Here is a 26,170-nt window from a genome sequence, read left to right as displayed (position 1 = left end):
GTGAGATCTGTCCAGCCCCGGGAGCCCTTTTGACCGTCGAGGAGTTCGAGGAGTTCTACGCTCACTCCGCCCAGCAGCTGGTGGGACAGGTCTACCTGATGACCGGCGACCTGCACGAGGCGCAGGACGTGGTGCAGGAGGCCTTCGTACGGGCCTGGGACCGGCGGGGGCGGCTCAAGCGCGACGCGGGGCCCGAGGCGTGGATCCGCACGGTGGCCTGGCGGCTGGCCGTGAGCCGGTGGCGGCGGCGCCGGCGGGCCTCGGAGGCCTGGCGGCGGCACGGGGGCGGGGCCGCGGTGGCCGCGCCCGACCCGGGCGGCCTCGCGCTGGTGGCCGCGCTGCGGGAGCTGCCGGACCGGCAGCGCCGGGTGGCCGTCCTGCACTACGTGTGCGACCTGACCGTCGAACAGGTCGCGGCCGAGACCGGGATCTCCGCCGGCACCGTCAAGACCCACCTCTCCCGCGCGCGAGCCGCGCTCCGGCCCCACCTGGAGGAGGCCTCCGATGTCTGAGCAGCTTTCCGAGGCGCTCAAGCGCGCAGCCCGGGACGCGGGGCGGCAGGCCGTGCCCGCCGACGTGGCGTACGTCGTGCGGCGCGGGACCGCGCGCAGGCGCCGGCGGCTGGCCCTGGTCGCCGCCGGGGCGGTGTGCCTGCTGGGGGTGGGCGGGGTGGCGGGCGGACTCGCGCTGGGCTCGCAGCCCGAGCCGGTGCGGCCGGCCGCGCCGACCGGTTCCTTCTCGGACACCCCGTCGGTGTCGCCGTCGGCCTCGCTGCCGCCGCCCTCCGGGGCCGGCTCGGGGTCGGGCACGGTCAGCCCGCCCCCTTCCGGCAGCGGTGATCCGTCCGGCAGCGGCGATCCGTCCGGCACCGGCGACCCGTCCGGCACCGGCGACCCGTCCGGCACCCCGACTCCCCCCGCTGCGACGCCAACGCCCACCGGCACCCTGGGCCCGCTGGGCGGGCCGCCCGCGACCGGCGCCGGGGGGCCGTCCGGGGGCCCGACCCCGAGCGCATCGGAGCCGGGCGGCGAGGCCTCCGGATCCGGGGCGCCGGGCCGGACGGGCGCACGTGCCGGAGCGGACGCGTACGCTCCTTCGGACCCGGTCTTCGCCGTCCCGCCACCGGAGGCGGGCCCGGCACCGGCGCCGCCGGGGGCCTCCGCGCCCGCGGCGGCCTCCGCCCTGGCCCTGACCCCGCCGGCCCTCTGACCCCGACCCGAGGACCCTCCATGCCTTCCCCCGACCTCGGCCGTCCGACCCCCGGACCGGTCCCCGCCCCCGGCGACGGACCGGTCCCCGCCGTGCCCGCACCCGGGCCGGGGCAGCCCCCGGCGGCGGCTCCGCACCTCCCCGAGCCGCGCCACGCCGGAACCGGCACCGGCACCGGCACCGGCACCCGACCGTACGGACCGGGAGGCCCGGCGCGCCCAGCCGACACGGCGGACCCGGCAGCCACCGCGGCGGGCGCGGGGCCCGCCCTGCCGCCGACCGGACGGGCCGCGGCCGGGGCGTACCGGCCCGCCTCCCCCGCCGGGGCCGCGCGCGCCGGCGGGGTTGCCGTGCCCGGGCCGAGGGCGGAGGCCGGGGGCGAGCGGGGGGCGCAGCCGGGGGCGGCGGGGGCCGAGGGGCGCACTGCGCGACGGGGGCTGCGCGGGCGGGTGCGCGGGGCGGTCGGGCGGGTGCGGAGCGAGCCGGTGCCGTACGCGCTCGCCGCCGTGTTCTTCGTCGCGTACACCGCGCTCAGCGTGCTGCGGTACCGCCGTATGGAGACCCTCTCCTGGGACCTGGGGATCTTCGAGCAGGCGATCCGCGGGTACGCGGGGCTGCAGGCGCCGATCGCCGACCTCAAGGGTCCCGGCACGCACATACTCGGGGACCACTTCAGCCCGGTCACCGCGCTGATCGCCCCGGCCTACCGGCTGTTCCCCACCCCGGTCACCCTGCTCGTCGCCCAGTCCGCGCTGTTCGCACTGGCCGTGATACCCGTCACCCGGGCCGCCGTCCGGCTGCTCGGGCGCAGCCGCGGCGCGGCCCTCGGGGTGGCCTTCGGGCTCTCCTGGGGGATCCAGCGCGCCGCGGACTTCGACTTCCACGAGATCTGCTTCGCGGTGCCGCTGCTGGCCTTCGCCCTGGAGGCCCTCCTCGCCTCCCGGTACCGGGCGGCGCTGCTGTGGGCGCTGCCGCTGGTCCTGGTCAAGGAGGACCTCGGGGTCACCCTCGCCGCCCTGGCGGCCGTGGTCGCGCTCCGGGCCCGGAGAAACGATCCGCGGGCCGCGCTGTGGGCCCTGGGCGCGGTGGTCTTCGGGCTGGTCGCCGCCCTCCTCGTGTTCACCGTGGTCATTCCCGCCTTCAACACTGCGGGCGACTACGACTACTGGACCAAGCTGGAGCACGGCGGCGGCCCGCTGGACGGCCTCGGCACCAAGTTCCGCACCCTGCTGTGGATCCTCGTGCCCACCACCGGGCTGCTCGCCCTGCGCTCCCCGCTCCTGCTGGTGGCCCTGCCCACCCTCGGCTGGCGGATGGTGTCCGCCGACGACCACTACTGGGGCACGGACTGGCACTACAGCGCGGTCCTGATGCCGGTCGTGGTGCTGGCCCTGGCCGACGCGATCGACCGGACCCGCCGCAGTCCCCGGCCCTGGCTGCGCGCGTACAGCCTCCAGCTGCCGGCCGCCGTGGCAGCGGCCGCCCTGGCCCTGACCCCGTCGCTGCCGCTGGCCGCGCTCGCCGAGGGGGCCACGTACGAGAAGAGCGCGCGGGTCGCGGCGGTGGAGGAGCTGCTCGCGCGGATACCGGACGGGGCGAGCGTGGAGGCGGACGTGGGTCCGATCGCGCGGCTGACCTCCCGGTGCCGGGTCTTCTGGATCGGCGGGACGCGGGGGGTGGTCCCGGACTGGATCGCGATCGACAACTCCTCCGGCTGGGTCCCGGACCCGCTGGAGTACGCGCGGCAGCTGCACCCGGGCGCGGAGTTCGTCCGCGCCGGCGCCTCCCACGGGTACGTGCTGCTCCACCGGGTCTGACCGCCGGGGCGGACCGGGCGGGGCGGCAGGTACGGCGGCGGGGCCCGGCGCGCCGAGTTCGGCACACCGGGCCCCGCCCCACCCCCGTGCCGCCCCGGGGCCGGGGCGGCTCCCGGCCGGTCCGCACCGGCCGGAGGTTTCCGCTGCCCGCCGGCGACTACTCGCTGGCGATCGCGTTCAGCACGTTCATCCTCCCGGCCCGGAAGGCCGGGACCAGGGCGGCGAACAGGCCCACGAAGGCCGAGCCGACGAACACGGTGAGGATGGTCCCCCACGGGATCTCCAGCACGTTCAGCCCCTCCAGCGCGAGCAGCTTCTGTGCGGTGGCGCCCCAGCCCATGCCCAGGCCGAGGCCCAGCAGGGCGCCGAAGAGGGCGATGACCACCGACTCCAGCCGGATCATGCGGCGCAGCTGGCGCCGGGAGAGCCCGATGGCGCGCATCAGGCCGATCTCGCGGGTGCGCTCGACGACCGACAGGGCCAGGGTGTTCACGACCCCGAGCACCGCGACGATGATCGCGAGCGCGAGCAGGCCGTAGACCATGTTCAGCAGCTGGCCGACCTGGTCCTTGAGGGTCTGCTTGTAGTCGGTCTGGTTGAGCGCCTTGTACTGCGGGTACGGGCCGATGGCCGTCTTGAGGGCCTCGTACGCGCTGTCGGCCTGCCCGTCCCGGGCCTTGGCCAGCAGCATGAACGGTGCCGGCAGCTTCTCGGCCGGCACGTACTGCCGGGCCGTGGCCGTGCTGACGTACATGGCGCCCTTGTCGAGGTTCCCCTCGTCCGAGGTGATGGCGGCGATCCGCAGCTTGGCGGTGGCCCCGTCCTTGAAGGCGACCTTCATCGTGTCGCCGACCTTGATGCCGTGCTTCTTCGCGTAGAGGTCGCCGACGGACATGGAGTTCTTGCCGTAGGCCGCCGCGTGCTCGCCGGCGGCCATCTCGCGCCGCACGTCCTGGGCGTAGCCGGGGTCGGTGACGGCGAGGCCCTCGCTCTCGGTGGTGCCGTCGGGGGCGGTCAGCTTCGCGTCGACGAGGCGGTACGCGGTGACGTGGTCGAGCCCGGGCACCTTCTTGACGGCCTGCTCGGCCTGCGGCACCAGCGGGACGGGCGCGCCGCCCGCGGGCTGGATGATGAAGTCCGCGCCGACGCTGCGGTCGAGCTCGTCGGTGGCCGAGGCCACCATCGAGGAGCCGACCACGGACAGGCAGGCGACCAGGGCCAGGCCGATCATCAGCGCGGCGCCGGTGGCCCCGGTGCGGCGCGGGTTGCGCAGGGCGTTGCGCTCGGCGAGGCGGCCGACGGCTCCGAAGGGCCGCAGGACCACGCCGGAGAGCACCTTGACCACGGCGCCGGCCAGCAGCGGGCCGATGACGATGAAGCCGATCAGGCTCAGCACCACGCCGAGGCCCAGCCACAGGGAGCCCTCGGCCGCCTTCTCGGCGCCGCCGGCCAGCAGCAGGGCGCCGCCGCCGGCTGCGGTGAGCAGCAGGCCCAGGGTGCCGCGGACCCGTCCGGCGCGGCGGTCGGCGGGGGTGCCGGCGTCGCGCAGGGCGGCCATGGGGGAGACCTTGCCGGCGCGGCGGGCGGGTATGTAGGCGGAGACCACGGTGACGACGATGCCGAGCACGAGGCCGATGACCGGGGTGGTCCACAGGACGGTCAGGTCGTCGGTGGAGAGGTTCATGCCCATCTGGCCCATGAGCTTCATCAGGACGACGGCCAGGCCCACGCCCGCGCCGACGCCCAGGACCGATCCGACGATGCCGAGCAGGAAGGCCTCGACGAGCACCGAGCGGTTGACCTGCTTGCGCTCGGCTCCGATGGCGCGCATCAGGCCGATCTCGCGGGTGCGCTGGGCGACGAGCATGGAGAAGGTGTTGAAGATCAGGAAGATGCCGACGAGGAAGGCGATGCCGGCGAAGCCGAGCATGGCGTACTTCATCACGCTGAGGAACGAGCCGATTTCCTCGCGGCCGGTGTCGGCGGCCTCCTTGGCGGTCTGGAGGGTGTAGTGGCCGGCGCCGAGGGCGCTGTCGACGCTCTTCTTCACCCGGTCGTGGGTGACGCCGGGCTCGGCGGTGATGTCGATGTTGGTGAACGTGCCGGTGGCGCCGAGCAGCTGGCGCTGGGCGGTGGGCATGTCGAAGTAGACGATGGTCGCACCGGGGTTGGTGACCTTGAAGTCCGCGATGCCGCTGATGCGGGCGCGGAAGTCGCCGGTGACCGCGATGGTGCGCAGCTCGTCGCCGATCTTGAGGTGGTGCTTGTCGGCGGTGTCGGCGTCGACCATCACCTCGGTGGGGCCGCGCGGGGCGTGGCCGGAGGCGATCGCCATGGTCTTGAGCTCGCGGTCGCTCCAGCCGACCGCGATGGTCGGGGCGCCGGTGCTCGATCCCATGTTCTTGTTGCCGGAGTTGACGACGGTGACGGACGTCGAGACGACCGAGCCGGCCGCCGACTTCACGCCGGGGGCGGCCGCCGCCTTCGCGACGAGGGAGGCGGGCAGGGTGTCGGGCCGGCCGGTGGGGCTGGGCTCGCCCGGGGACTCCGCGCTCTTGGGGCTGACCGTCACGTCGGCGGCGGTGGAGGCGAAGAGCTTGTCGAACGTCGCGTTCATGGTGTCGGTGAACACGAGGGTGCCGCAGACGAAGGCCACGGACAGCAGGACGGCCACGGCGGAGAGCGCCATCCGTCCCTTGTGCGCAAGGAAGTTGCGCATCGAGGTCTTGAGCACGGTCATGACGTCCGCCCGCGCGCGTCGAAGTCCTTCATGCGGTCGAGCACCTGGTCGGCGGTCGGGTTGAACATCTCGTCCACGATCCGGCCGTCGGCGAGGTAGAGCACGCGGTCGGCGTAGGACGCGGCGACGGGGTCGTGGGTGACCATGACGATGGTCTGGCCGAGCTCGTCCACCGAGCGGCGCAGGAAGCCGAGGACCTCGGCGCCGGCCCGGGAGTCCAGGTTTCCGGTCGGCTCGTCGCCGAAGATGATCTCGGGGCGGGCGGCGAGGGCCCGGGCCACCGCGACCCGCTGCTGCTGGCCGCCGGAGAGCTGGGTGGGCCGGTGCTTGAGGCGGCCCGCGAGCCCGACGGTCTCCACGACCCGGTCCAGCCACTGCCGGTCCGGCTTGCGGCCCGCGATGTCCATGGGCAGCGTGATGTTCTCCAGCGCGTTGAGCGTGGGCAGCAGGTTGAACGCCTGGAAGATGAAGCCGATCCGGTCCCGGCGCAGCTGCGTGAGCTTCTTGTCCTTGAGCCCGGTGATCTCGGTCTCGTCTATGTGGATCTGCCCGCTGGTGACCGTGTCCAGGCCGGCCAGGCAGTGCATCAGGGTGGACTTGCCGGATCCCGAAGGCCCCATGATCGCGGTGAACTGTCCGCGGACGATGTCCACGTCGACGTGGTCGAGCGCGACGACTCGGGTCTCGCCCGAGCCGTACGCCTTCACGACCTGGCGCGCCCGCGCCGCGACGGCCGTCCGCCCGCCCGTACCCCCGTGCCGGGGAATGGTCACAGCCGTAGTCACGGTGTCTCTCCTCGTCTTCGCGTACGTCCCCGTACGTCCTCGTGCTGCCGCGTGCGGCTTCGTGCCGGTGCATCGAAGTCTCGCCGCGGGCGGCCCCCCGCCGCCCTGGTGCCCGGGGGTGTCTTCACCGGGGGGTTAGCCCCACCCCGCGCTCGTATGGACCAGTTAAGGGCCACCCCCACCCCCGCCGCCTCATCCGCCGGGACGAACGGCCCCTGGGTCTGAGTACGGAGGTCCCCCTAGGGGACGTCCGCCCCTCGAACGATCCGGCCTGAGGGCTATCCGGGCCCGGCACCGCGGTGAGAAGGTGTTCCGGCGAACTAGGTGCACAGTGAAAGGACCCATGTGGGTACGGCGGACAGCGCGGCAGGGACACCGGAGGCGCCGGAACACCGCAGCCCGGGCCGCGCGGTGGTGGCGGCCCTGATGCTCGGCATGGCCCTGGTCGCCATCGACGGCACCGCGGTGGCCACCGCCGTCCCGCAGATCGTCGGCGACCTCGGCGGCTTCTCCGTCTTCTCCTGGCTCTTCTCGGGCTATCTGCTCGCGGTCACGGTCACCCTCCCCGTGTACGGCAAGCTGGCCGACACCTTCGGCCGCAAGCCCGTCCTGCTGTTCGGCTCCGCCCTGTTCCTGATCGGCTCGCTGCTGTGCGCGGGCGCCTGGAACATGGGGTCGCTCATCGCGTTCCGCATCGTCCAGGGCCTGGGCGGCGGGGCGATCCAGGGAACCGTGCAGACCCTGGCCGCCGACCTCTACCCGCTGAAGGACCGCCCCCGCATCCAGGCCCGGCTCTCCAGCGTGTGGGCCACCTCGGCGGTGGCCGGACCGGCCCTCGGCGGGCTGCTCGCCGCGTACGCCGACTGGCGGTGGATCTTCCTGGTCAGCCTGCCCGTCAGCGCCCTCTCCGGATACCTGACCGTCCGCCACCTCAAGGAGCCGGCCGGGGTGCGCGGTCCGCGGACCCGCATCGACTGGGCGGGCGCCGCCTCCGTGTTCGCCTGCGGGGGGCTGCTGCTGTTCACCCTGGTCCAGAGCGGGGTGACCTGGCCCTGGTGGTCCTGGCCCACGGCCGCCCTGCTGACCGGCAGCGCCCTGCTCGCGCTGCTCACGCTGATGGTGGAACGCCGGGCCGCAGAACCGATTCTGCCCGGCTGGGTCTGGCAGCGGCGCACCATCGCCGCGGTGAACCTGGCCATGGCCGCCCTGGGCGTGCTGATGGTCGCCCCCGTGGTCTTCCTGCCCACGTACGCGCAGTTCGCCCTGGGCCTGGGCCCGGTCGGGGCCGGATTCGTGATGTCCGCGATGACCCTCAGCTGGCCCGTCTCCGCCGCCCTGAGCCAGCACGTCTACCGCCGGATCGGCTTCCGCAACTCCGCCGCCCTCGGCATGGCGGCCGCCATCGTCTGCCTGGCCTCCTTCCCGCTGCTCCCGCACCCCGCCCAGCCCTGGCAGCCCGCCCTGCTGATGCTGGCCCTGGGCGCCGCGCTCGGGCTCTTCCAGCTCCCGCTCATGGTCGGCGTCCAGTCCACGGTGGGCTGGTCGGAGCGGGGCACCACCACCGCCTCCGTCCTCTTCTGCCGGCAGGTCGGCCAGAGCGTGGGGGCGGCGGCCTTCGGGGCGGTCGCCAACGCCACGATCGCCGCCCGGCTGGCGGGCGCGCCGGTCTCCGGGCTGCCCGAGCACCTCGACGGGGTCTCGCGGGCGCTCGCCGAACCGGCCGCGCTCAGCCCGGCCGCGGCCACCCACCTCAAGTCCTCGATGGTGGCCGCGGTGGACCACGTCTACCTGGGCGCGGCGGCCGCGGCGGTGGCCGCCCTGCTGGTCCTGCTGCTGGTGGCCCCGCGCCGGTTCCCCGTCCTGCCCGAACTCCGCGAGGAGCAGCCCGAGTCCGTGCGTACGTGACCGCACCCTGCACCTCCGCACACCGTTGCCGTTTCGTGATCATGGAATCCACAACTCCGCACGCCCCTCGCGGATCGAAGCGGACATGAAGAAGATCTCGCTGCTCACCACGGCCACCGCGGCGGCCCTGGGCCTGGCGGCCCCGTACGCCCAGGCCGCGTCCGGCGCCCCGGCCGCGGACCCCGCTCCCCGCGAACTCCGCCTGACCGCCGCCTCCCAGGTGGCCCTGCCGCTCCGCGACGGCGCGGCCGAACCCGTGCGCAAGTCCTTCTCGGTCCGCCTCCGCGCCAAGGTCAAGGGCGACAACAGCCAGGTCGCGTACCGGGTTTCCTTCGACCTCAGCTCGCTGAAGGGCAAGGCCGACTGGAAGGTCTGGTACGGCGGCGACAACTGCCGGCGCACCGGCGAGACGGCCGTCTGCACGTCCACCACCGCCGTCTCCGACGCCACCGGGGTCGCCATCGTCAAGCTCACCGCGGCCAAGGGGGCGAAGTCCGGCACCAGCGGCGAGATCAAGATCACCGGTGAGGCGACGGGCGCCACCGTCAAGCCCTGGACCACCAAGGTCCAGATCGGCGGACCGGACCTCGCCATGCACTGGAACGGCCTGCCGAGCCAGAACCTGAAGCCGGGTGCGTCCTTCACCTCCCCGGTCGTCTTCTCCAACAAGGGCACCGAGCCCGTCCGGCTCCTCCTGGCCGACCTCTCCGCCACCCGGGGCCTCGACCTGCTCGCCGGACAGGCCCGCAACTGCTTCCACGGCACCCGCAAGGACGGCTCGACGTCCGTCCTGTGCGAGTTCACCGGCAGCTACGAGCCGGGCCGGACCTGGAAGCTGTCCACCGCCCCGACCGTCAGGGCCGGCCGCGACGGGTTCCAGGAGAGCTTCGACTACGGCGTGGCCGAGGACACCGCCGAGGCCCGCAAGGCCCGGCTCGCCGACCGCACCCTCACCCGCGGGACCGGCCCGGCCCTGCAGCTGCTGCCCGTCACGACCACCGCGGCGACCACCGCGGCAGCAGCCGCCGGGACCGCCGGACCGGCCCTCGACCTGAACCCGCACGACAACCGGAAGACCACCTACGTCTCCGTGGACAACCCGCGCGAGTACGCGGCCGTCGGCGGCGCGCTCCGCGGCCGCGCCGGGCAGACCGTCGCCGCCTCCTTCGGCTTCGACTTCAAGGGCCCGGGCACGACCGGCACCGACGACGAGTCCCAGCTCGTCACCCGCGTGACCCTGCCGGCCGGAGTCAGCGTCGCCGCACTGCCCACGGGCTGCGAGCCCGTCACCAACCGGGCCACCGGCGCGACCCACTACCGCTGCGTCCCGGCCCCCGCGTCCTTCAAGGCCGGCGCCAAGATCCGCTTCCCGTTCAAGCTGAAGATCGACCGGGTGGTCGCGGACGCCAAGGGCCAGGTGTGGATGTACCACCAGTTCCCGACCGTGGACCCGGACGCCCCGAACGCCGGCCCGCAGCGCCCGGCCGGCGACACCAACCCGAAGGACGACCGCGCGGCGATCACCGTCACCCCGTAACGGAACACCCGACACGGCGTCACCAGGCCGGGGCCCCGCACCGGGAGGGCCCCGGCCTTGTCATGTCCCGGGACGCGCGGTAGACCAGAGGCGAGACCGGCGCGGCAGGCGCCGGTACGGGGGCGCAGCGGGGGCAGGGGCGGACGTGGACGCGCAGACGTGGGTGACGGGGGCGGCGGTCGCGGTCGCCGTGGCGGGCTCGGCGGGCCTGCTCTCCTGGAAGCAGCCGATGCTCGGCAAGGACGGCCGCTGGTCCACCTCCCGCACCTTCGCCCTGGCCTGGTCCCTGGTCCTGGCCTGGATGCTGCTCACCCTCCTCGCGTACGCGCTCGCCTCCGGCAGGGGGCTGGACTGGTTCGCGGGCGAGGACGGCCCGCTCGAACCCCTCGCCCCGCTCTACCTGCTGCTGCTCGGCGGCCCGTACCTCGCGCTGTTCGGCGCCAAGGGCATCGTCGGCGGCAGGGTCGAGGCCGGCCGGCTGACCAAGCCCCGCAGCACGGGCGAGGCCAGCCTGCGCGAGTTGGTCGACAACGACGCGGGCGGGACCGACCTGGCCGACTTCCAGTACGTCCTGTTCAACGGGGTGGCCCTGGCGTACGTGGTCATCCCGTTCCTCCTCGACATCCGCGCCGGGCTGCCGGCCCTGCCCGAGGAGATCGCCCTGCTCACGGGCGGCCCGGCGCTGGCCTACCTCGCCAACAAGGTGGTCAGCCGCCCCATCCCCGTCATCACCGCGGTGCGGTACGAGAACGGCGAACTCCTCGTCACCGGCGCCGGGTTCCGCCCCGGGCCGGGGGTCCCGTCGCTCACCCTCGACGACCGCCCGCTGACCGTCACCCAGGCCACGGACACGGCCGTCAGCGCACCCTGCGCCCCGCCCGACACCGCGGCCGGGCCGGTCACCGCCGCCGTCACGCTGACCACGGCCACCCTGCTCCGGAGCAACACCGTGCCGTTCGCCTTCCCGCAGCCCGCCCCTGCCGACGCGCCCCCGGCCGACGCACCCGCGGCCGACGGCCCGGCCCAGGCCCCGGTCCCGGCTCAGCTGCAAGCCCCGGTCCCGGAGCCCCGCACGGCCTGACGCGGCCGGACCGGGCGGCGGCGGCTCAGCCCTCCGCCGTGGCCGCCCGGCCCGTCAGGGCGGCCAGGCTGGAGCGGACGTGGTCCATGTGGGCGCGCATCTCCTCCTGCGCCTCCGCGTGCTCCCGCAGCACCCGGTCGGTCTCCCGGGCGATCCGCTCCTCCCGCACCCGGGCCTGCGCGATCAGCTCCGCGCCCCGCGCCTCCGCGTCCTCCTGGCCGTGCCGCGCCGATTCCTCGGCCGCCGCGTACGCCCGCTTCGCCTCGGCCAGCCTGCTCTGCCCGTACGCCTCCAGCTCCGCGAGCCGCGCGTCCAGCTCGGCCGAGCGCGCCGCGAAGTCCCGTTCCGCCGCATCCCGGCGCTCGGCGTGGTCCTGCTCCTGCTCCGCCAGCAGGGCGTCCGCGCGCTGCCGGGTCTCGCGCAGCGCGGCCACCGCCTCCCCGCGCCACGCCTTCGCGTCCTCCCGGGCCGCCAGCCGCATGTCGTCCGCCTGCCGCTGCGCCCGCAGCAACCCCTGCCGGGCCCGCACCTCGGTCTGCTCGCGGACCGCCTGCGCATCCCCGCGGGCCAGCTCCGCCACCCGCTCGGCGTGCGCCTGGGCCGCCGCCATCGTCGCCGCGGCGTCCCCGCGCGCCTCGAACGCGAGCTCCTCCGCCTCCTCGTACGCGAGCGCCAGGATCCGCCGGGCCCGCTCGCTCAGCAGCTCGTACGTCTGCGGGGCCAGCTGCGCCACCACCTCCCGCAGCCGGGCCGCCTCCGCCTCCATCTGCTTGGCCAGCACCGTCAGCCGCGCGGCCCGCTCCCAGGCCTCGTCCCGGGCCGTGCACAGCTCGGCGAGCCGGCGGTCCACCTGGGCCGGCCGGTAGCCGCGGCCCCTGACGATCGCGAAACCCTGAGGTGACACGGCTGCACCCATCTGGAAGCCCCTCTCTCGGACACGCGGCTCAAACCCGGCTTCCGCTCAAGGATGCGTCATTTGCTGTCAGAAGCCGGAATCCGGACACGCGAAACGGCCGGTACAAGGACCGTTTCGGTCCTCGTACCGGCCGTCTCCGCTCACCCGGTCAGCCGGTCGACCGCCTCCGCTCGGCCGGTCGGCCGGGCAGCCGGTCGGCCGGACGGCACGGGGCCGTCCCGGCGGCGCGGCCTACAGCAGGCCGTCCCACATCTGCTCCAGCAGCACCGACCACCAGTTCTCCGGGGAGGCCAGCGCCGCCGGGTCCAGACCGGCCAGGTTCGCCTGGAAGTCGACCGTCCAGCGGCCCGCCTGCTCCGGGGTCAGGTGCAGGCGCAGCCGCCACATGTGACCCAGCATCGCCAGCGAGCGCGCGAACTGCGGCAGGCTGGAGTTCACGAACTGCGGGGGCACCGGCGCCCCGCCGGGACCGGCCTCCACCGGCACCGCCACTATGTGCGCCGTGCCGTACTGGACGCAGAGCGCCTTGCCGAAGTCGCTGCCCACCACCAGGTACGAGCCCGCGTCCGAAGCCGCCTGCACCCCGCGCTGCTGGGCCAGCTCGGCCAGCGTCGGGACCGGCTGCCCGGGCACGGCCTGCGCCCAGAAGAACGGGCCGAAGTCCACCGGCAGACCCGCCCAGACCAGGGTCTGCGCCACGATCTCCGGCACGCCCTGGCGGGAGACCGCCCGCTGGTCGTAGCGGAACACGCCCTGCGGCCCGAAGGCACCCGCCAGCTCCTGCGCGATCGCCTCCATCGGGACCGCCGGCTGGAGCGGCACCTGCGGCAGCGGGGCCCGTACCGGCGCCGGGCGCGCCGGGCCGTCCGCCACCTGGTGCAGCTCGCCCTGGTGGGTGAGCAGGTGGTGCATGCCCTGCTGACGGCCCGCGTGGTCGGTGCCGTACGGGGCCACGCTCGTGATCCGCACCTGGGGCCAGGTCTCGCGGATCATCCGGGCGCAGTAGCCGCCGGGCAGTTCGCAGGACTCCAGCTCGGTGTGCAGTTCGAGCACCTGCTGCGGGGGCACGTTCATCGCCCGCAGCTCGTGCAGGATCTGCCACTCCGGGTGCGGGGTGCCGGGCGCCGAGCGGCGGATGAGCTGCTGCTCGGAGCCGTCGGGCGCGCGGTAGCGCAGCACGGCCTGGTAGCCGGGGCCGACCGTGGGCACCCCGGGCTGCGGGGGCACGGGCTGCGGCGGACCGGCCTGGGGCGGACCGGCCGGCGGCATGCCGGGCGGGCCCGGGGGCGCCGGCGGGCCGCCCGTCACGGAGGGACCGGCCAGCATCGTCGCCGCGTGGTGCGGGTCCTCGCCGCCGGGCGCCCTGGGCGGACCGGGCGGACCGGGAGGGGCGGGGGTGCCGGGCGGGCCGGGAGGCGCGGGTACGGACGGACCGGCCAGCATCGTGGCCGCGTAGTGCGGGTCGCCGCCCCCGGCTCCGGGCGCGCCGGGAGCCCCGGGCGGGCCGGGGGGAGCCGGCGGACCGGGCGGGTTCGGCGCACCGGGCGCACCGGGCGGACCGGGGGGCGCGGGCGGACCGCCGGTCACGGACGGACCGGCCAGCATCGTCGCCGCGTGGTGCGGGTCGTTGCCCCCGGGCGCGCCGGGGGGCCCGGGCGGGCCGGGAGGCGCCGGGGGCGTCGGCGCACCGGGCGGGCCGGGGGGAGTCGGGGGCGCGGGCGGACCGGCCGTCACGGACGGGCCGGCCAGCATCGTCGCCGCGTAGTGCGGGTCGTCACTGCCGGGCGCGGCCGCGGGCGGGCGCGCCTCGGCGCCGTCGGCCGCCGCGTCCGGGGCCGCATCGGGACCCGGGCCGGCGGCCGGGACCACCGCCGGGTTCACCGCGGTCTTCGGCAGCTGGCTGCCGCCCGCCATCAGCGTGGTCTTGGCCTCCGGGGCCACCCCGGAGGCGGGCAGGTCCTCCGCGTCCACGCCGGACAGCGGGGGCGCGAAGACCGTCTGGGGCAGCGGTACCGAGCCCTCGTCCTCGGCGGAGTCCGTGTTGACGTCCGTACCGGCCCACGGGGTGTGGCCCGAGGGGGGCGCCTCGGCGGCCGCCGGGGCGAAGGGGTCGGCCGGGGCGGCGGCCGCCCGGTCGGCCGGCGCGGACACCGGGGGTGCCGGGGGCGCGGGCGGCGCGGGCGGCACCGGCGGTGCGGACGAAGCGGACGACGCCGACGGCCGCCCGTCCGGGATGCCCGCCCGGTCGGCCGCCTCCTGCAGCCACTCCGGCGGGCTCAGCATGAACGAGGTCTGGTCGGAGTCGATCCGCTGCGGCGGCACGGACGCATCCCCGCCCGTCACCGGCTCCGCCCCGTAGGCCTCCTCGTACCGGCGGATGACCTCGCCCACCGGCAGCCCCGGCCAGAGCGACACCTCGCCGCTGTCCCGGGCGATGACCAGGCGCTGCCGCCCGCCGCCCGAGACCGGACCGTTCGGGCGGTCCTCCGCCCACACCACGAACCCGAGGCCGAACTCCCGCACCCGCACCTCGCGGTGCTGGTACGCGGGCACGTCCCCGTTGACCCATTCCTCGGCGCGCTCCTGCGCCTGCGCGAACGTCACCACCGCGACGTCACCCCTCCACCGGGACGACGCGCGCGAAGCCGCCGTCCACCATCAGGCCCGCCACCGTCTCCAGTTCGGCCGGGCTCCCAGCCAGCCGCTCCAGGAAGGCGTCGAAGTCTTCACCACAGGGCAGCAGCAGCCGCTCCACCCGGTCCTGCACCGACCAGCCGTCCTGGTCCCGCGCATCGTCGTACGGGCAGAACCACACCGAGCCGGGGGCCTCGCCGCGCACCTTCACGGCGAGCAGACCGCCCTGCACGAAGGCCACGCACAGGTAGTCCTTCGTCAGGTGGTCGCGCAGGCACTTGTTCGCGTACACCAGGTCGTTGACCGCGGCCTCGTCCCGGACCGTGAAGAACGGCTGGTCCACCAGCATTCCGAGCTCGGCGTCCAGCGCCACGCCCGCGGGGGCGCAGCCGCCCGCGGCCTTCAGGAAGGACCGGTAGGCCTCCGGCAGGCGGTAGCCCAGGTCCTCCTCCACGCCCTGGACCTGCCGTTCCGTCACCGAGACCGCCGACTTCGGCAGGCCGAAGTGCGCCGGCCGCCGCTCCTGCAGCGGGCGGGTGCCGCGCTTGCCGTGGTCCACCTGCGCGGTCACCAGACCCGCGTGGTGGCGCAGCAGCGCCTTCACCTCGACCGGTACGAGCTCCAGCCGGCGGGAGCCGGCCACGTGGTGCCAGGTCCAGCCGTGCGGGGTCGCGACCGCGGCCGCCGCACCCCACAGCTCGTGGCCGGAGGCGTGGCACGCGGCGTTCGCGGACACGTAGTCCGTCAGGCGCAGTTCGTCGACGCCGAAGCCCTCCGGGGGCTCGGCGATCTCCACCGCCGCGCGGGCGTACGGAGAGAAGTCCGGATGGCCGTTCGCGTCCATGCGGACGCCACGGGGATGCCGGGCGGCACGGACCGGGTCGGGAAACTGCACGACCTGCCCGGCGTACGCGGCGTTGGGTGGCGCGGCCTGCTGCCCGAGCCGACCTGTCGTCATGGCGGTAGCCCCCTGCTGGATCTGGCTGGTTCCGCACAGCCTATGCGCTTCCGCAAGAGGGCCACCCTCCCCGTACACCACCCCCCGCAGGACGGCCGGGAACATCCGAATTGATACGAAAATTCGACCCCGCTTCCGCATCGGCAGAGACATTTGGCAGGCTGTCCCAGCGGCACGGGGGCGTGCGCACCAGCGGGAACACCGCGAGCCACGGGAGGGGAACAGAGCACCATGCAGAAAACGGCACCTCGCACCAGCACGGAACCGGACGGCTCCGGCGACCCCCGCCGGCCCTGGGGCCCGCACGACGGCCGCCGCGCACCCGTGCTCCGCTTCCGCCGCGACGGGATCCTCCCGACCGTCGCCGCCGCCCTCTCCGTCCGCGGCGAGACCCTCACCAGCACCGCCGGCAAGGGCGACCTGCCGCCCGTGCTGCACCCCCTCGTCCAGGACTTCCTCGACACCCTCGGCACCGGGCAGCGGGAACGCTTCACCGGGCGATGTCCCGAGGCGATCCTGCTGTCCCGGCACCTCGCCGCCGTCGAGGCCGGGCGCAGCAAGCGCGCCTCCCGCAAGCCGCTCACCCACGGCGAGGCCCGGCGCTCCCTGCGGCAGTCCCGGCTCACCGCGCGGCGCATCCGCGAGGACGGGGACCCGCTGCACGGCAGTTACGCGCCGCCCTGCCGGTCCTGCGAGGCCATGCTCGGCCACTTCGGGGTGCGCCCCGTCGATCTCGCCGCCCCCGACGACCACACGAAGGGCTGAGCGCCCGATGTCCGCCTCCGGCTCCGCCTCCGCCTCTTACGACCGGTCCTCGGCGACCCGTTTCCCCGTGTCCGTGGACACCGCCCTGCGGGCCGCCGGGTGGCAGCCCGGGCGCTGGGACATCAAGCAGGCCGAGTACTGGGCCGATGCCCTGCGCGACCACACGACTCCGGCGGGGCACCGGCACACGGTCTTTCCCGCGGCGGTCGAGGCCTGGGCCGAATTCGGCGGGCTGGCCTTCGGGCCCGCCGGGCCGGGGCGCCAGATAGCCCCCGCCCCGGTGCGCATCGACCCCCTCACGGGGCTGCACCTCGCGCGGACCTTCGCCGACCTGGGGCGGGCGCTGGACACGCACGTCTGCCCGCTGGGGGTGGAATCCGACGGGCGCTCGCACCTGGCGATCGATGCGGCGGGGCGGGTGTACGGCATCGACCACACGGGGGACTGGTACCTCGGCGCGGGCATCGACGAAGCCCTCACCACGGTCCTCACGGGCCTCCAACCCACCCGCCTCACCACAACACCGTAACCCTGCGGGGCGCACCCCTCCCCGCCGGCGGCGTATGAGGCGACGCGGGGCCCCAATCCAGCCTCGCCGGCGCTTGAGGCGCGGGGGCCGGGGGGCGGAGCCCCCAACCCAAGCCCCGCCGGCGCTTGAGGCGCGGGGCCCGGGGGCGGAGCCCCCCCACCCAAGCCCCGCCGGCGCTTGAGGCGCGGGGGCCGGGGGGCGGAGCCCCCAACCCAAGCCCCGCCGGTGCTTGAGGCGCGGGGCCCCATCAAGCCTCGCCGGCGATTGAGGCGCGGGGGTGCGGGGGCGGAGCCCCCGAAGGGCCGGGCTGTGACCCTGCGGGGCTTTCCCCTACCCGCCCCTTCCCGAACTGGGGCTCCGCCCCAGACCCCGCGCCTCAAACGCCGGCGAGGCTGGAATGTGCCCCGCGAGGCTGGATGGTGCCCGGCGCAACCGGACCCTGCGGAGCAAGATCAAGCCCCGCCGGCGATTGAGGCGCGGGGGCCCGGGGGCGGAGCCCCCAACCCAAGCCCCGCCGGCGCTTGAGGCGCGGAGCCCCGGTCAGGGGGCGGGTGGGGGTGGGGTCCGGTCGGGGAGGATGGCGGAGACGCGGAAGCCGCCCCGGTCCGTCGGGCCGGAGACGAAGACGCCGCCGAGGGCGAGGACCCGCTCCCGCATGCCGAGCAGCCCGTTGCCCCCGCTGGGCAGGCCCGCCCCGGCCGCCTGCCCGTCGGACGGCCCGTTCTCCACCTGCATCGCGAACTCGTCCCCCCGGTGCGCGAGCCGCACCCGCACCCGCGCCCCCGGCGCATGCTTGTGGCAGTTGGTCAGCGCCTCCTGCACCACCCGGTACGCCGTCTGCTCCACCTCCGCCGCATACCCGCGCACCTCCCCCTGCACGTCGAGCTCCACCGCCATCCCGGCGACCCGGGACTGCCCCACCAGCGCCTCGATCTCGTGCAGCGCCGGCCCGGGCCCGCCGTCCTCCGCGGGCCCCGCCGCCACCGCCACCGCCACCGGCCGCACGGCCGCGGCCGCGGCCGCCCTCGGCTCGCCCGCGCGCAGCACGCCGAGCATCTCCCGCAGTTCGGTGAGGGCCTGCCGGCCCATGTCCCCGACGAGCGCCGCGTTCTTCACGGCCTTCGCCGGGTCCTTCACGGCCACCGCCTCCAGGGCCGCCGCGTGCACCACCATCAGGCTCACCCGGTGCGCCACGACGTCGTGCATCTCCCGCGCGATCCGCGTGCGTTCCTCCGTACGGGCCCATTCGGCCCGCTCCTCGGCCCGGTCCGCCAGCAGGGACAGCTCCCGCTCCAGCGAGTCCGCGCGTTCCTGCAGGCTCTCCATCAGCCGCCGCCGCGCCCCTATGTACAGGCCGAGCAGGACGGGCGGGACGGTCAGGGCCACCGCCATGAATACCGAGAGCACGGCCACCCAGGACCGTTCCCCGGCCAGGTCCCCGGTGGTCCGGACGTACGTGACGACGAAGGTGCCGGCCAGCGACATCGAGGCGAGCACGGCGGTGATCCGCCGGGGCACCTCGGAGGCGGCCAGGGTGTAGAGGCCGACGAGCGCCAGCAGGAAGCCCATGACCGCCGGGGTCACGGCGATGCCCACGAGCACGACGGCCGCGGGCCAGCGCCGCCGCAGGACCAGGGTCGCCCCCACGACCAGCCCGAACAGCACCCCGAGCACCACGGGCAGCCCGGCGTCCCGCGCGAACGGCACCCCTTCGAACGCGCACTCCAGCGAGGACACCCCGCCGAGCGCGATGTCGAGCACGGCGGCCCGCCGCCGCTCCCACCACAGGGGCCCGTCCCGCCCGGCCCCGGCCTGCTGATCCCCCGTACTGGTCATAACACCCACCCTACGGTCGGCCCTCCTTCCCCCTCTCGCCCATTCAGCACGTCGGAACGCCGGGGGGAGACCGTCGCATCCGGGGCGGGTGGTGCGGCATAGTAGGGGCTGCATCCGCATCTGATCTTCGGATCCGGGCGTGCGCGACAATCCATCCCGGATCGTCTAAGGGCAGGACAAACGGTTTTGGTCCGTTGAATGAGGGTTCGAATCCTTCTCCGGGAGCCAAACACATATTCGAGCACGGGTCCCGGCCGTCACGGTCGGGACCCGTGCTCGTTCCGGCGCCCCGACCCCCCGGTATCCTTCGGTGGTCCACCCCCGAAGCCGAAGGGCACACCCGTGAGCGCCAACCGCCCGGCAGCCGTCGTCGTACTCGCAGCGGGTGAGGGCACCCGCATGAAGTCGGCCACCCCCAAGGTCCTCCACGAGATCTGCGGGCGTTCGCTCGTCGGACACGTCGTCGCGGCCTCCCGTGAGCTGGAGCCGCAGCACCTCGTCGTCGTCGTGGGGCACGCCCGCGAGCAGGTCGCCGGCCACCTCGCGCAGATCGACGCCGAGGTGCGCACCGCCGTCCAGTACGAGCAGAACGGCACCGGCCACGCCGTCCGCATGGCCCTCGAAGAGCTGGGGGGCTCCGTCGAGGGGACCGTCGTCGTGGTCTGCGGGGACACCCCGCTGCTGACCGGCGCCACCCTGCGGCAGCTCACCGCCACCCACGAGGCCGACGGCAACGCCGTCACCGTGCTGACCGCCGAGGTGCCGGACTCCACCGGCTACGGCCGGATCATCCGCGACGAGGCCACCGGCGCCGTCACCGCGATCGTCGAGCACAAGGACGCCACCGAGGCGCAGCGCGCCGTCCGGGAGATCAACTCGGGCGTCTTCGCCTTCGACGGGGCCCTGCTGGCCGACGCCCTGGGCAAGGTCCGTACGGACAACAGCCAGGGCGAGGAGTACTTGACGGACGTGCTCGGCATCCTGCGCGAGGCCGGCCACCGGGTGGGCGCCTCGGTCGGCGGGGACCACCGGGAGATCCTGGGCATCAACAACCGCGTGCAGCTCGCCGAGGCCCGCGCCCTGCTGAACGCGCGGCTGCTGGAGCAGGCGATGCTGGCCGGCGTGACCGTCGTGGACCCGGCCTCCACCTTCGTGGACGTGACGGTGGTCTTCGGGCAGGACGCCGTCGTCCACCCGGGGACCCAGCTGCTGGGCGCGACGAGCATCGCCGAGGGGGCCGAGGTCGGCCCGAACACCCGGCTCACGGACACCGCGGTGGGCCCGCGGGCGCGCGTGGACAACACGGTCGCGGACCGCGCCGTGATCGGCGAGGCCGCGAACGTGGGCCCCTTCGCCTACCTGCGCCCGGGCACGAACCTCGGCGCGAAGTCCAAGGCCGGCGCGTACGTGGAGATGAAGAACGCGACGGTCGGCGAGGGCTCGAAGGTCCCCCACCTGTCGTACGTGGGCGACGCCACGATCGGCGAGTACTCGAACATCGGCGCCGCCAGCGTCTTCGTGAACTACGACGGCGAGCACAAGCACCACACCACCGTCGGCTCGCACTGCCGCACCGGTTCGGACAACATGTTTGTGGCACCCGTCACCATCGGGGACGGCGCCTACACGGCCGCCGGCTCCGTGATCACGAAGGACGTCCCGGCGGGCGCCCTGGCCGTGGCCCGCGGCCAGCAGCGGAATATCGAGGGCTGGGTGGCCCGCAAGCGTCCGGGAAGCGCCGCCGCACAGGCGGCCCAGTCGGCGGTCCAGCCTGCCGCCGGCGAAGTCTGACCGGAAACAGGTACGCCGTGGACGGCGTACCGTGATAGGTGCACGCAATTCGGCTGGCTCACCGTGCGCGGGACGGACGCGCACGGGGGCGCAGCAGCAATCAACACGTCTGAGGAGACAGTGCTGTGACCGGGATCAAGACGACCGGCGAGAAGAAGCTGATGCTCTTCTCCGGCCGCGCCCACCCCGAGCTGGCCGAGGAGGTCGCGCACCAGCTGGGTGTCGGCCTCGTGCCGACCAAGGCTTTCGACTTCGCCAACGGTGAGATCTACGTCCGCTTCCAGGAGTCGGCGCGCGGCGCGGACTGCTTCCTGATCCAGAGCCACACGGCTCCGATCAACAAGTGGATCATGGAGCAGCTCATCATGATCGACGCGCTGAAGCGCGCGTCGGCCCGCTCGATCACCGTGATCATCCCGTCCTACGGCTACGCCCGCCAGGACAAGAAGCACAAGGGCCGCGAGCCGATCTCGGCCCGCCTGGTGGCCGACCTGCTGAAGACCGCGGGCGCGGACCGCATCCTGACGGTGGACCTGCACACGGACCAGATCCAGGGCTTCTTCGACGGCCCGGTGGACCACCTGTCGGCCCTGCCGGTCCTCGCGGACTACGTGGGCGCGAAGGTGGACCGCACCAAGCTGACCATCGTCTCCCCGGACGCCGGCCGCGTGCGCGTGGCCGACCGCTGGTGCGACCGCCTGGACGCGCCGCTGGCGATCGTGCACAAGCGCCGCGACAAGGACGTCGCCAACCAGGTGACCGTCCACGAGGTCGTCGGCGAGGTCGAGGGCCGGGTCTGCGTCCTGGTCGACGACATGATCGACACCGGTGGCACGATCTGCGCCGCGGCCGAGGCCCTGTTCGCGCACGGCGCGGAGGACGTGATCGTGACGGCGACGCACGGCATCCTGTCGGGCCCCGCCGCGGACCGCCTGAAGAACTCGAAGGTGAGCGAGTTCGTGTTCACGAACACGCTGCCGGACCCCTCGGACCTGGAGCTGGACAAGATCACGGTGCTGTCGATCGCGCCGACGATCGCCCGCGCGGTCCGCGAGGTGTTCGAGGACGGCTCCGTGACCTCGCTGTTCGAGGAGCAGCAGTAGTCGCGGAAACGGTCCGCTAGATCGTTTTGAGGTGCGGCCTCCCCGCCGGGTAGACTCATGAAGTTGCTCGGCGAGGGAGGCCGCACTCATGTGCGGGGCTCCGTTATCGACGCGCTCTTCGTAGCAGGCCGTTTGGTGGCCGGGTGACCCTGTCCGTTCCGTCACCCCACGAGGAGTGAGCATGTCCGAGGTCAAGCTTTCCGCCGAGACCCGCACCACCTTCGGCAAGGGCTCCGCCCGCCAGGCCCGTCGCGCCGCCCAGACCCCCGCGGTCATCTACGGCCACGGCCAGGAGCCGCGCCACGTCAACGTCGAGGCCCACGGCCTGATGATGGCCCTGAAGACCCCGAACGTCCTGATCTCCCTGGACATCGCGGGCGAGGGCACCGAGCTGGTCCTCCCGAAGGCCGTCCAGCGCCACCCGCTGAAGCCGGTCATCAACCACGTCGACTTCCTGATCGTCAAGAAGGGCGAGAAGGTCACCGTCGAGGTTCCGGTCGTCGCCGAGGGCGACCTGGCCGCCGGCGGCAACCTGCTGGAGCACGTCCTCAGCACCGTCGCGGTCGAGGCCGAGGCCACCCACCTGCCCGAGAACATCACCGTCTCGGTCGAGGGCCTGGAGGCCGGTGCCTCCGTCCACGCCAAGGACATCACCCTGCCCGCCGGCGTCTCCCTGGTGACCGACGCCGACGCCGTCGTCCTGCAGGTCCTGGCCGCGCAGGCCGAGGAGCCGGCCGCCGAGGCCGAGGAGGGCGCGGAGGCCTGAGCCTCTGCCCCACCGGCCTGAGCCGACCGACCGCCGTGCAGCTCTCCGGAGCGGCACGGCGGTCGTCTCATTGAAGGAGCTTTTCAGATGGCGGACGACGCGACGACTCCCTGGCTGGTCGTGGGCCTGGGCAATCCGGGCGGCGAGTACGCGGGCAATCGCCACAACATCGGCTTCATGGTGGTGGACCTGCTGGCCGAGCGGATGGGCGGCAAGTTCAAGGCGCACAAGGCGCGGGCGCAGGTGCTGGAGGGCCGGATCGGCCCGCCGGGACCGGCGAACCGCCGCGTGGTGCTGGCGAAGCCGATGTCGTACATGAACCTGTCGGGCGGTCCGGTGACGGCGCTGCGGGACTTCTACAAGGTGCCGGTCGAGCGGATCATCGCGGTCCACGACGAGCTGGACATCGACTACGCGACCCTGCGGCTGAAGCTGGGCGGCGGGGACAACGGGCACAACGGCCTGAAGTCGATGACGAAGTCGATGGGCGCGGACTACCACCGGGTGCGGTGCGGGATCGGGCGTCCGCCGGGCCGGATGCAGGTCGCGGACTTCGTGCTGAAGGACTTCTCGTCCACGGAGCGCAAGGAGCTGGACTGGTTCGTGGACCGGTCCGCGGACGCGGTGGAGTGCCTGGTCCTGGAGGGCCTGGAGCGGGCGCAGTCCTCGTACAACTCCTGATCCCGAGGGCGCAGGCGGCTCACGAGTACGCCGAAGGGCCCCCGCACCGTGCCGGTGCGGGGGCCCTTCGCGTGCTTCCGGAGGGTCAGCCGGTGTTGCGCAGGCCCGCGGCGACACCGTTGACGGTGAGCAGCAGGGCGCGGGAGAGCAGCGGGTCGGGTTCCTCCCCGCGGGCGGCGGCCGCGCGCTGGCGGGCCAGCAGGGAGACCTGGAGGTAGGAGATCGGGTCCAGGTAGGCGTCGCGGACGGCGAAGGTCTGCTGGAGCACGGGCTGCGAGTCGAGGAGCTTCTCGCCGCCGGTGATGCGCAGGACCTCGCGGACGGTGAGCGCGTGCTCGGCCTCGATGGTCGCGAAGACGTGCTTGAGCTCTTCGGGTACGAGGGTGTCCACGTAGTGGCGGGCGATCCGCAGGTCCGTCTTGGCCAGCGTCATCTCGACGTTGGAGAGGAAGTTGCGGAAGAAGTGCCAGCGGCCGCCCATCTCGGCGAGGACCTCGTCCTGGCCGGCCTCGCGCAGGGCCTTGAGGCCGGAGCCGACGCCGAACCAGCCGGGGACGATCTGCCGGGACTGGGTCCAGCCGAACACCCACGGGATGGCGCGGAGCCCGTCGAGGCCGGCGCCCGAGTCGGGGCGGCGGGAGGGCCGGGAGCCGAGGTGCAGCTCGGCGAGCTGGTCCACGGGCGTGGCCGCGAAGAAGTACGCGGGCAGGTCCGGGTCCTCGACCAGGCGGCGGTAGGCGGCGTGCGCGGCGTCGGACACGATGTCCATGGCCGCGTCCCAGCGGGCCAGGGACTCGTCGGACTGGCGGGGCGCGGTGTGCAGGGCGGAGGCCTGCAGGGTGGCCGCGACGGTCAGTTCGAGGTTCTCGCGGGCCAGCGAGGGGACGAGGTACTTGTCGGAGATGACCTCGCCCTGCTCGGTGACCTTGATCTCGCCTTCGAGGGTGCCCCAGGGCTGGGCGAGGATCGCGTCGTGGGAGGGGCCGCCGCCGCGGCCGACGGTGCCGCCGCGGCCGTGGAACAGGCGGAGCCGGACCCCGTAGCGGTGGGCCACGTCGCGCAGCCGGCGCTGGGCGCGGTGGATCTCCCACTGGCTGGTGGTGATGCCGCCGAACTTGCTGGAGTCCGAGTAGCCGAGCATGACCTCCTGCACGTCGCCGCGCAGGGAGACCAGGCGGCGGTAGGAGGGGTCGGCGAGCATGTCGTCGAGGATGACGTCGGCGGCGCGCAGCTCGTCGGTGGTCTCCAGGAGCGGGACGATGCCGATCTTGGCCCAGCCGGCGTGGAGGTCGACGAGTCCGGCCTCGCGGGCCAGGAGGGCGGCGGCGAAGACGTCGTCGGCGCCCTGGCACATCGAGATGATGTACGACTCGATGACCTCGGGGCCGAACTTCTCGAAGGCGTCCTTGATGGTGTCGAAGACGCCGAGGGTCTTGAGCCCGGCCGCGTCGAGCGGCGGCGGGGTGGGGGCGAGGGGGCGGCGGGAGCGGAGCTCCTTGGCGAGGAGCTTCTGCCGGTACTCGCGGGGCATGTCGGCGTAGCGCCAGGACTCCTCGCCGAGGCGGTCGAACAGCTGGCCGAGGGCGTGGTGGTGGGCGTCGGCGTGCTCGCGGACGTCCATGGTGGCCAGCTGGAGGCCGAAGGCGGCGAGGGTGCGGATGGTGCGGTCCATCCGGCCGTCGGCGAAGAGGGCGCCGCGGTGCTCGCGCAGGGAGCTCTGGATGAGGGTGAGGTCGGCGAGCAGCTCGGCGGTGCCGAGGTAGTCGCGGCCCTCCTCGTGGGGGGTGCCCTTGGCGAGGCGCTCGCGGGTGTTGAGCAGCTTCTGCCGGATGCAGGTGGCCTTCAGGCGGTACGGCTCTTCCGCGTTGAGGCGCTTGTAGCGGGGGCTGATCTCCGGGAGGCGCTCCAGGTCGGCCTGGAGGGAGGCGAGGAGCTCCTCGGTGGCGCCCGCGATGCGGATGGAGTTGGAGAGCAGGCTGCGCAGGAAGTCGACGAGTTCGAGGGCGTCGGTGATGCCGTGCTCGTGCTGGAGGATCAGGACCTCGCGCGTGACGGCGGGGGTGACGTTGGGGTTGCCGTCGCGGTCGCCGCCGATCCAGGTGCCGAAGGTGAGCGGGCGGGTGCCGGGCGGCAGTTCCACGCCGACGCGCTGGAGTTCGGCGGCGAGGTCCTCCAGGACGTCGCCGACGGCTCCGGCGTGGAGCTCGTCGAGGTAGTAGATGGCGTTGCGGGCCTCGTCGGCGGGCTCGGGGCGGGCCACGCGCAGTTCGTCGGTCTGCCAGACGAGGTCGATGTTCTCGGCGAGGCGCAGGTCGTGCCGGCGGCGGTCGCCGGCGCCGGTGACGGGCTCCTCCAGCAGGGCCGCGATGCGGCGCAGCTTGTTGAGGACGCTGCGGCGGGCCGCCTCGGTGGGGTGGGCGGTGAAGACCGGCCGGACGTTGAGGTTCTTGACCGTCTCGCGCAGGTGCTCGGGGTCGGCGTCCTTGAGCATGTCGGCGGTGCGGGCCAGCAGGCCGCCCTCGGCGGCGCGGTGGGCGCGCAGCTCGCGGCCGCGGTGCACCTGCTCGGTGACGTTGGCGAGGTGGAAGTACGTGGAGAACGCGCGGACCAGCTTGGCGGCGGTCTCCAGGTCGGTGTTGCCGAGCAGTTCGGCGGCGGCCTCGCCATCGGTGCGCGTCAGGGCGCGCACTTGTTCGACGAGGTCGAGGAGGTGCTGGCCCTCCTGGCGGACGAGGGTCTCGCCGAGGAGGTCGCCGAGCCGGCGGATGTCCGCGCGCAGCTCTGCGTTCGCGGCCTGGGCCGGGGCGGCGGTGCCCTGGTTGGCGGGAGTCTGGTCGGCACTGCTCACAGGTGCGGCTCCTTGCAGTGTTTCGAGCGCTACTGGGAGGTGGGGTCCGGTGCGGGCGTGCTGCGGCGGCCCTCCGGACGGGTGTCCGGGGTGCCCCCGTGTGCGCGCAGCCCCGGGCTGCCCGTGCGGACCGCGCTGTCCGACGGGTCCAAGGATAGGTGTCGCCGCTCGGGGACCGGTCGCACGTCTCGGGGTGCGGACGGGTCCCTTTGCCGGAGGGGGCGCCGCTGAGATACTTACGATGCCGTAGGTTACGGATCCGTAGCCTC

Annotated in this window: 19 protein-coding genes and 1 tRNA gene; 13 read left to right on the top strand and 7 right to left on the bottom strand. The window is 74.2% G+C overall.

The window, feature by feature from the left end:
* Positions 1-29 precede the first annotated feature (29 nt).
* The 3 genes from ACZ407_RS12530 (at position 30) to ACZ407_RS12520 (ending at position 3,026) form a co-directional block, all read left to right on the top strand.
* Complete coding sequence (locus ACZ407_RS12530) at positions 30-512, top strand: SigE family RNA polymerase sigma factor (protein WP_468127896.1); 483 nt, start codon at positions 30-32, stop codon at positions 510-512.
* Positions 505-1,209: a hypothetical protein gene (locus ACZ407_RS12525; RefSeq protein ID WP_468127894.1), complete on the top strand. Its 705-nt coding sequence runs from the start codon at positions 505-507 to the stop codon at positions 1,207-1,209. The genes ACZ407_RS12530 and ACZ407_RS12525 overlap by 8 nt, the downstream gene beginning before the upstream one ends.
* A gap of 350 nt (positions 1,210-1,559) precedes the next feature.
* Positions 1,560-3,026, top strand: a complete 1,467-nt coding sequence (locus tag ACZ407_RS12520) for a DUF2079 domain-containing protein (RefSeq protein ID WP_468128049.1) — start codon at positions 1,560-1,562, stop codon at positions 3,024-3,026.
* Between the two features lie 157 nt (positions 3,027-3,183).
* Here ACZ407_RS12520 and ACZ407_RS12515 read toward each other — a convergent pair whose 3' ends face one another.
* Both ACZ407_RS12515 and ACZ407_RS12510 read right to left on the bottom strand, forming a co-directional pair.
* A complete protein-coding gene (locus tag ACZ407_RS12515) occupies positions 3,184-5,766 on the bottom strand; it encodes an ABC transporter permease (protein WP_468127892.1) in 2,583 nt (860 codons plus the stop codon).
* Positions 5,763-6,551: an ABC transporter ATP-binding protein gene (locus ACZ407_RS12510; protein ID WP_468127890.1), complete on the bottom strand. Its 789-nt coding sequence runs from the start codon at positions 6,549-6,551 to the stop codon at positions 5,763-5,765. Before ACZ407_RS12510 ends, ACZ407_RS12515 begins: the two co-directional genes overlap by 4 nt.
* Before the next feature lie 345 nt (positions 6,552-6,896).
* Between ACZ407_RS12510 and ACZ407_RS12505 the strand changes: the two genes are divergently transcribed.
* The 3 genes from ACZ407_RS12505 to ACZ407_RS12495 all read left to right on the top strand — a co-directional run bounded on the left by ACZ407_RS12505 (position 6,897) and on the right by ACZ407_RS12495 (position 11,074).
* The gene (locus tag ACZ407_RS12505) at positions 6,897-8,456 is read left to right on the top strand and encodes an MFS transporter (RefSeq protein ID WP_468127888.1); all 1,560 of its coding nucleotides are present in this window, start codon (positions 6,897-6,899) and stop codon (positions 8,454-8,456) included.
* An 85-nt stretch (positions 8,457-8,541) separates the two neighbouring features.
* Positions 8,542-9,993 carry a hypothetical protein gene (locus ACZ407_RS12500; protein WP_468127886.1) on the top strand — a complete coding sequence of 484 codons (1,452 nt, stop codon included), beginning with the start codon at positions 8,542-8,544 and terminating at the stop codon, positions 9,991-9,993.
* 145 nt (positions 9,994-10,138) lie between these two features.
* Positions 10,139-11,074, top strand: coding sequence for a hypothetical protein (locus ACZ407_RS12495; protein WP_468127885.1), 936 nt, complete (start codon positions 10,139-10,141; stop codon positions 11,072-11,074).
* Between the two features lie 25 nt (positions 11,075-11,099).
* Here ACZ407_RS12495 and ACZ407_RS12490 read toward each other — a convergent pair whose 3' ends face one another.
* The 3 genes from ACZ407_RS12490 to ACZ407_RS12480 all read right to left on the bottom strand — a co-directional run bounded on the left by ACZ407_RS12490 (position 11,100) and on the right by ACZ407_RS12480 (position 15,582).
* Entirely contained in the window at positions 11,100-11,978 is an 879-nt protein-coding gene (locus tag ACZ407_RS12490; RefSeq protein ID WP_468127883.1) for a cellulose-binding protein, read from the bottom strand.
* A 243-nt stretch (positions 11,979-12,221) separates the two neighbouring features.
* Complete coding sequence (locus ACZ407_RS12485; protein WP_468127881.1) at positions 12,222-14,597, bottom strand: SUKH-4 family immunity protein; 2,376 nt, start codon at positions 14,595-14,597, stop codon at positions 12,222-12,224.
* Positions 14,598-14,604: 7 nt separating this feature from the next.
* Complete coding sequence (locus ACZ407_RS12480; protein ID WP_468127879.1) at positions 14,605-15,582, bottom strand: SMI1/KNR4 family protein; 978 nt, start codon at positions 15,580-15,582, stop codon at positions 14,605-14,607.
* A gap of 231 nt (positions 15,583-15,813) precedes the next feature.
* On the opposite strand from ACZ407_RS12480, the gene ACZ407_RS12475 reads away from it, so the two are divergent.
* Both ACZ407_RS12475 and ACZ407_RS12470 read left to right on the top strand, forming a co-directional pair.
* On the top strand, positions 15,814-16,347 hold the full coding sequence (locus ACZ407_RS12475) for a YwqJ-related putative deaminase (protein ID WP_468127878.1): 534 nt from the start codon (positions 15,814-15,816) through the stop codon (positions 16,345-16,347).
* Positions 16,348-16,354: 7 nt separating this feature from the next.
* Positions 16,355-16,876, top strand: a complete 522-nt coding sequence (locus ACZ407_RS12470; protein ID WP_468127876.1) for an SUKH-3 domain-containing protein — start codon at positions 16,355-16,357, stop codon at positions 16,874-16,876.
* 540 nt (positions 16,877-17,416) lie between these two features.
* Here the strand turns inward: ACZ407_RS12470 and ACZ407_RS12465 are convergent.
* The gene (locus ACZ407_RS12465) at positions 17,417-18,712 is read right to left on the bottom strand and encodes a sensor histidine kinase (protein WP_468127874.1); all 1,296 of its coding nucleotides are present in this window, start codon (positions 18,710-18,712) and stop codon (positions 17,417-17,419) included.
* Positions 18,713-18,866: 154 nt separating this feature from the next.
* Between ACZ407_RS12465 and ACZ407_RS12460 the strand changes: the two genes are divergently transcribed.
* The 5 genes from ACZ407_RS12460 (at position 18,867) to pth (ending at position 23,053) form a co-directional block, all read left to right on the top strand.
* Positions 18,867-18,940 (top strand) — tRNA-Gln (locus tag ACZ407_RS12460).
* A gap of 114 nt (positions 18,941-19,054) precedes the next feature.
* On the top strand, positions 19,055-20,503 hold the full coding sequence (gene glmU / locus ACZ407_RS12455) for a bifunctional UDP-N-acetylglucosamine diphosphorylase/glucosamine-1-phosphate N-acetyltransferase GlmU (protein WP_468127872.1): 1,449 nt from the start codon (positions 19,055-19,057) through the stop codon (positions 20,501-20,503).
* A gap of 125 nt (positions 20,504-20,628) precedes the next feature.
* Positions 20,629-21,606: a ribose-phosphate diphosphokinase gene (locus ACZ407_RS12450; protein ID WP_468127870.1), complete on the top strand. Its 978-nt coding sequence runs from the start codon at positions 20,629-20,631 to the stop codon at positions 21,604-21,606.
* Positions 21,607-21,787: 181 nt separating this feature from the next.
* Positions 21,788-22,372 (top strand): 50S ribosomal protein L25/general stress protein Ctc, encoded by a 585-nt coding sequence (locus tag ACZ407_RS12445; protein WP_468127868.1) that lies wholly within the window; start codon positions 21,788-21,790, stop codon positions 22,370-22,372.
* Positions 22,373-22,459: 87 nt separating this feature from the next.
* A complete protein-coding gene (pth, locus tag ACZ407_RS12440) occupies positions 22,460-23,053 on the top strand; it encodes an aminoacyl-tRNA hydrolase (RefSeq protein WP_468127866.1) in 594 nt (197 codons plus the stop codon).
* 85 nt (positions 23,054-23,138) lie between these two features.
* On the opposite strand, the gene ppc is transcribed toward pth, so the two are convergent.
* Positions 23,139-25,901: a phosphoenolpyruvate carboxylase gene (gene ppc, locus ACZ407_RS12435; protein ID WP_468127864.1), complete on the bottom strand. Its 2,763-nt coding sequence runs from the start codon at positions 25,899-25,901 to the stop codon at positions 23,139-23,141.
* Positions 25,902-26,170 lie beyond the last annotated feature (269 nt).

Source organism: Streptomyces sp. NPDC030809 (assembly GCF_055572195.1).
This window is presented reverse-complemented; position numbering and strand designations above follow the sequence as displayed.

Bases quoted from the DNA above. Each gene is read 5' to 3' on its own strand.
- ACZ407_RS12525 (WP_468127894.1), top strand. From the start codon at position 505: ATGTCTGAGCAGCTTTCCGAGGCGCTCAAGCGCGCAGCCCGGGACGCG.
- ACZ407_RS12515 (WP_468127892.1), bottom strand. From the start codon at position 5,766: ATGACCGTGCTCAAGACCTCGATGCGCAACTTCCTTGCGCACAAGGGA.
- ACZ407_RS12500 (WP_468127886.1), top strand. From the start codon at position 8,542: ATGAAGAAGATCTCGCTGCTCACCACGGCCACCGCGGCGGCCCTGGGC.
- ACZ407_RS12480 (WP_468127879.1), bottom strand. From the start codon at position 15,582: ATGACGACAGGTCGGCTCGGGCAGCAGGCCGCGCCACCCAACGCCGCG.
- ACZ407_RS12475 (WP_468127878.1), top strand. From the start codon at position 15,814: ATGCAGAAAACGGCACCTCGCACCAGCACGGAACCGGACGGCTCCGGC.
- ACZ407_RS12470 (WP_468127876.1), top strand. From the start codon at position 16,355: ATGTCCGCCTCCGGCTCCGCCTCCGCCTCTTACGACCGGTCCTCGGCG.
- ACZ407_RS12465 (WP_468127874.1), bottom strand. From the start codon at position 18,712: ATGACCAGTACGGGGGATCAGCAGGCCGGGGCCGGGCGGGACGGGCCC.
- ACZ407_RS12445 (WP_468127868.1), top strand. From the start codon at position 21,788: ATGTCCGAGGTCAAGCTTTCCGCCGAGACCCGCACCACCTTCGGCAAG.
- pth (WP_468127866.1), top strand. From the start codon at position 22,460: ATGGCGGACGACGCGACGACTCCCTGGCTGGTCGTGGGCCTGGGCAAT.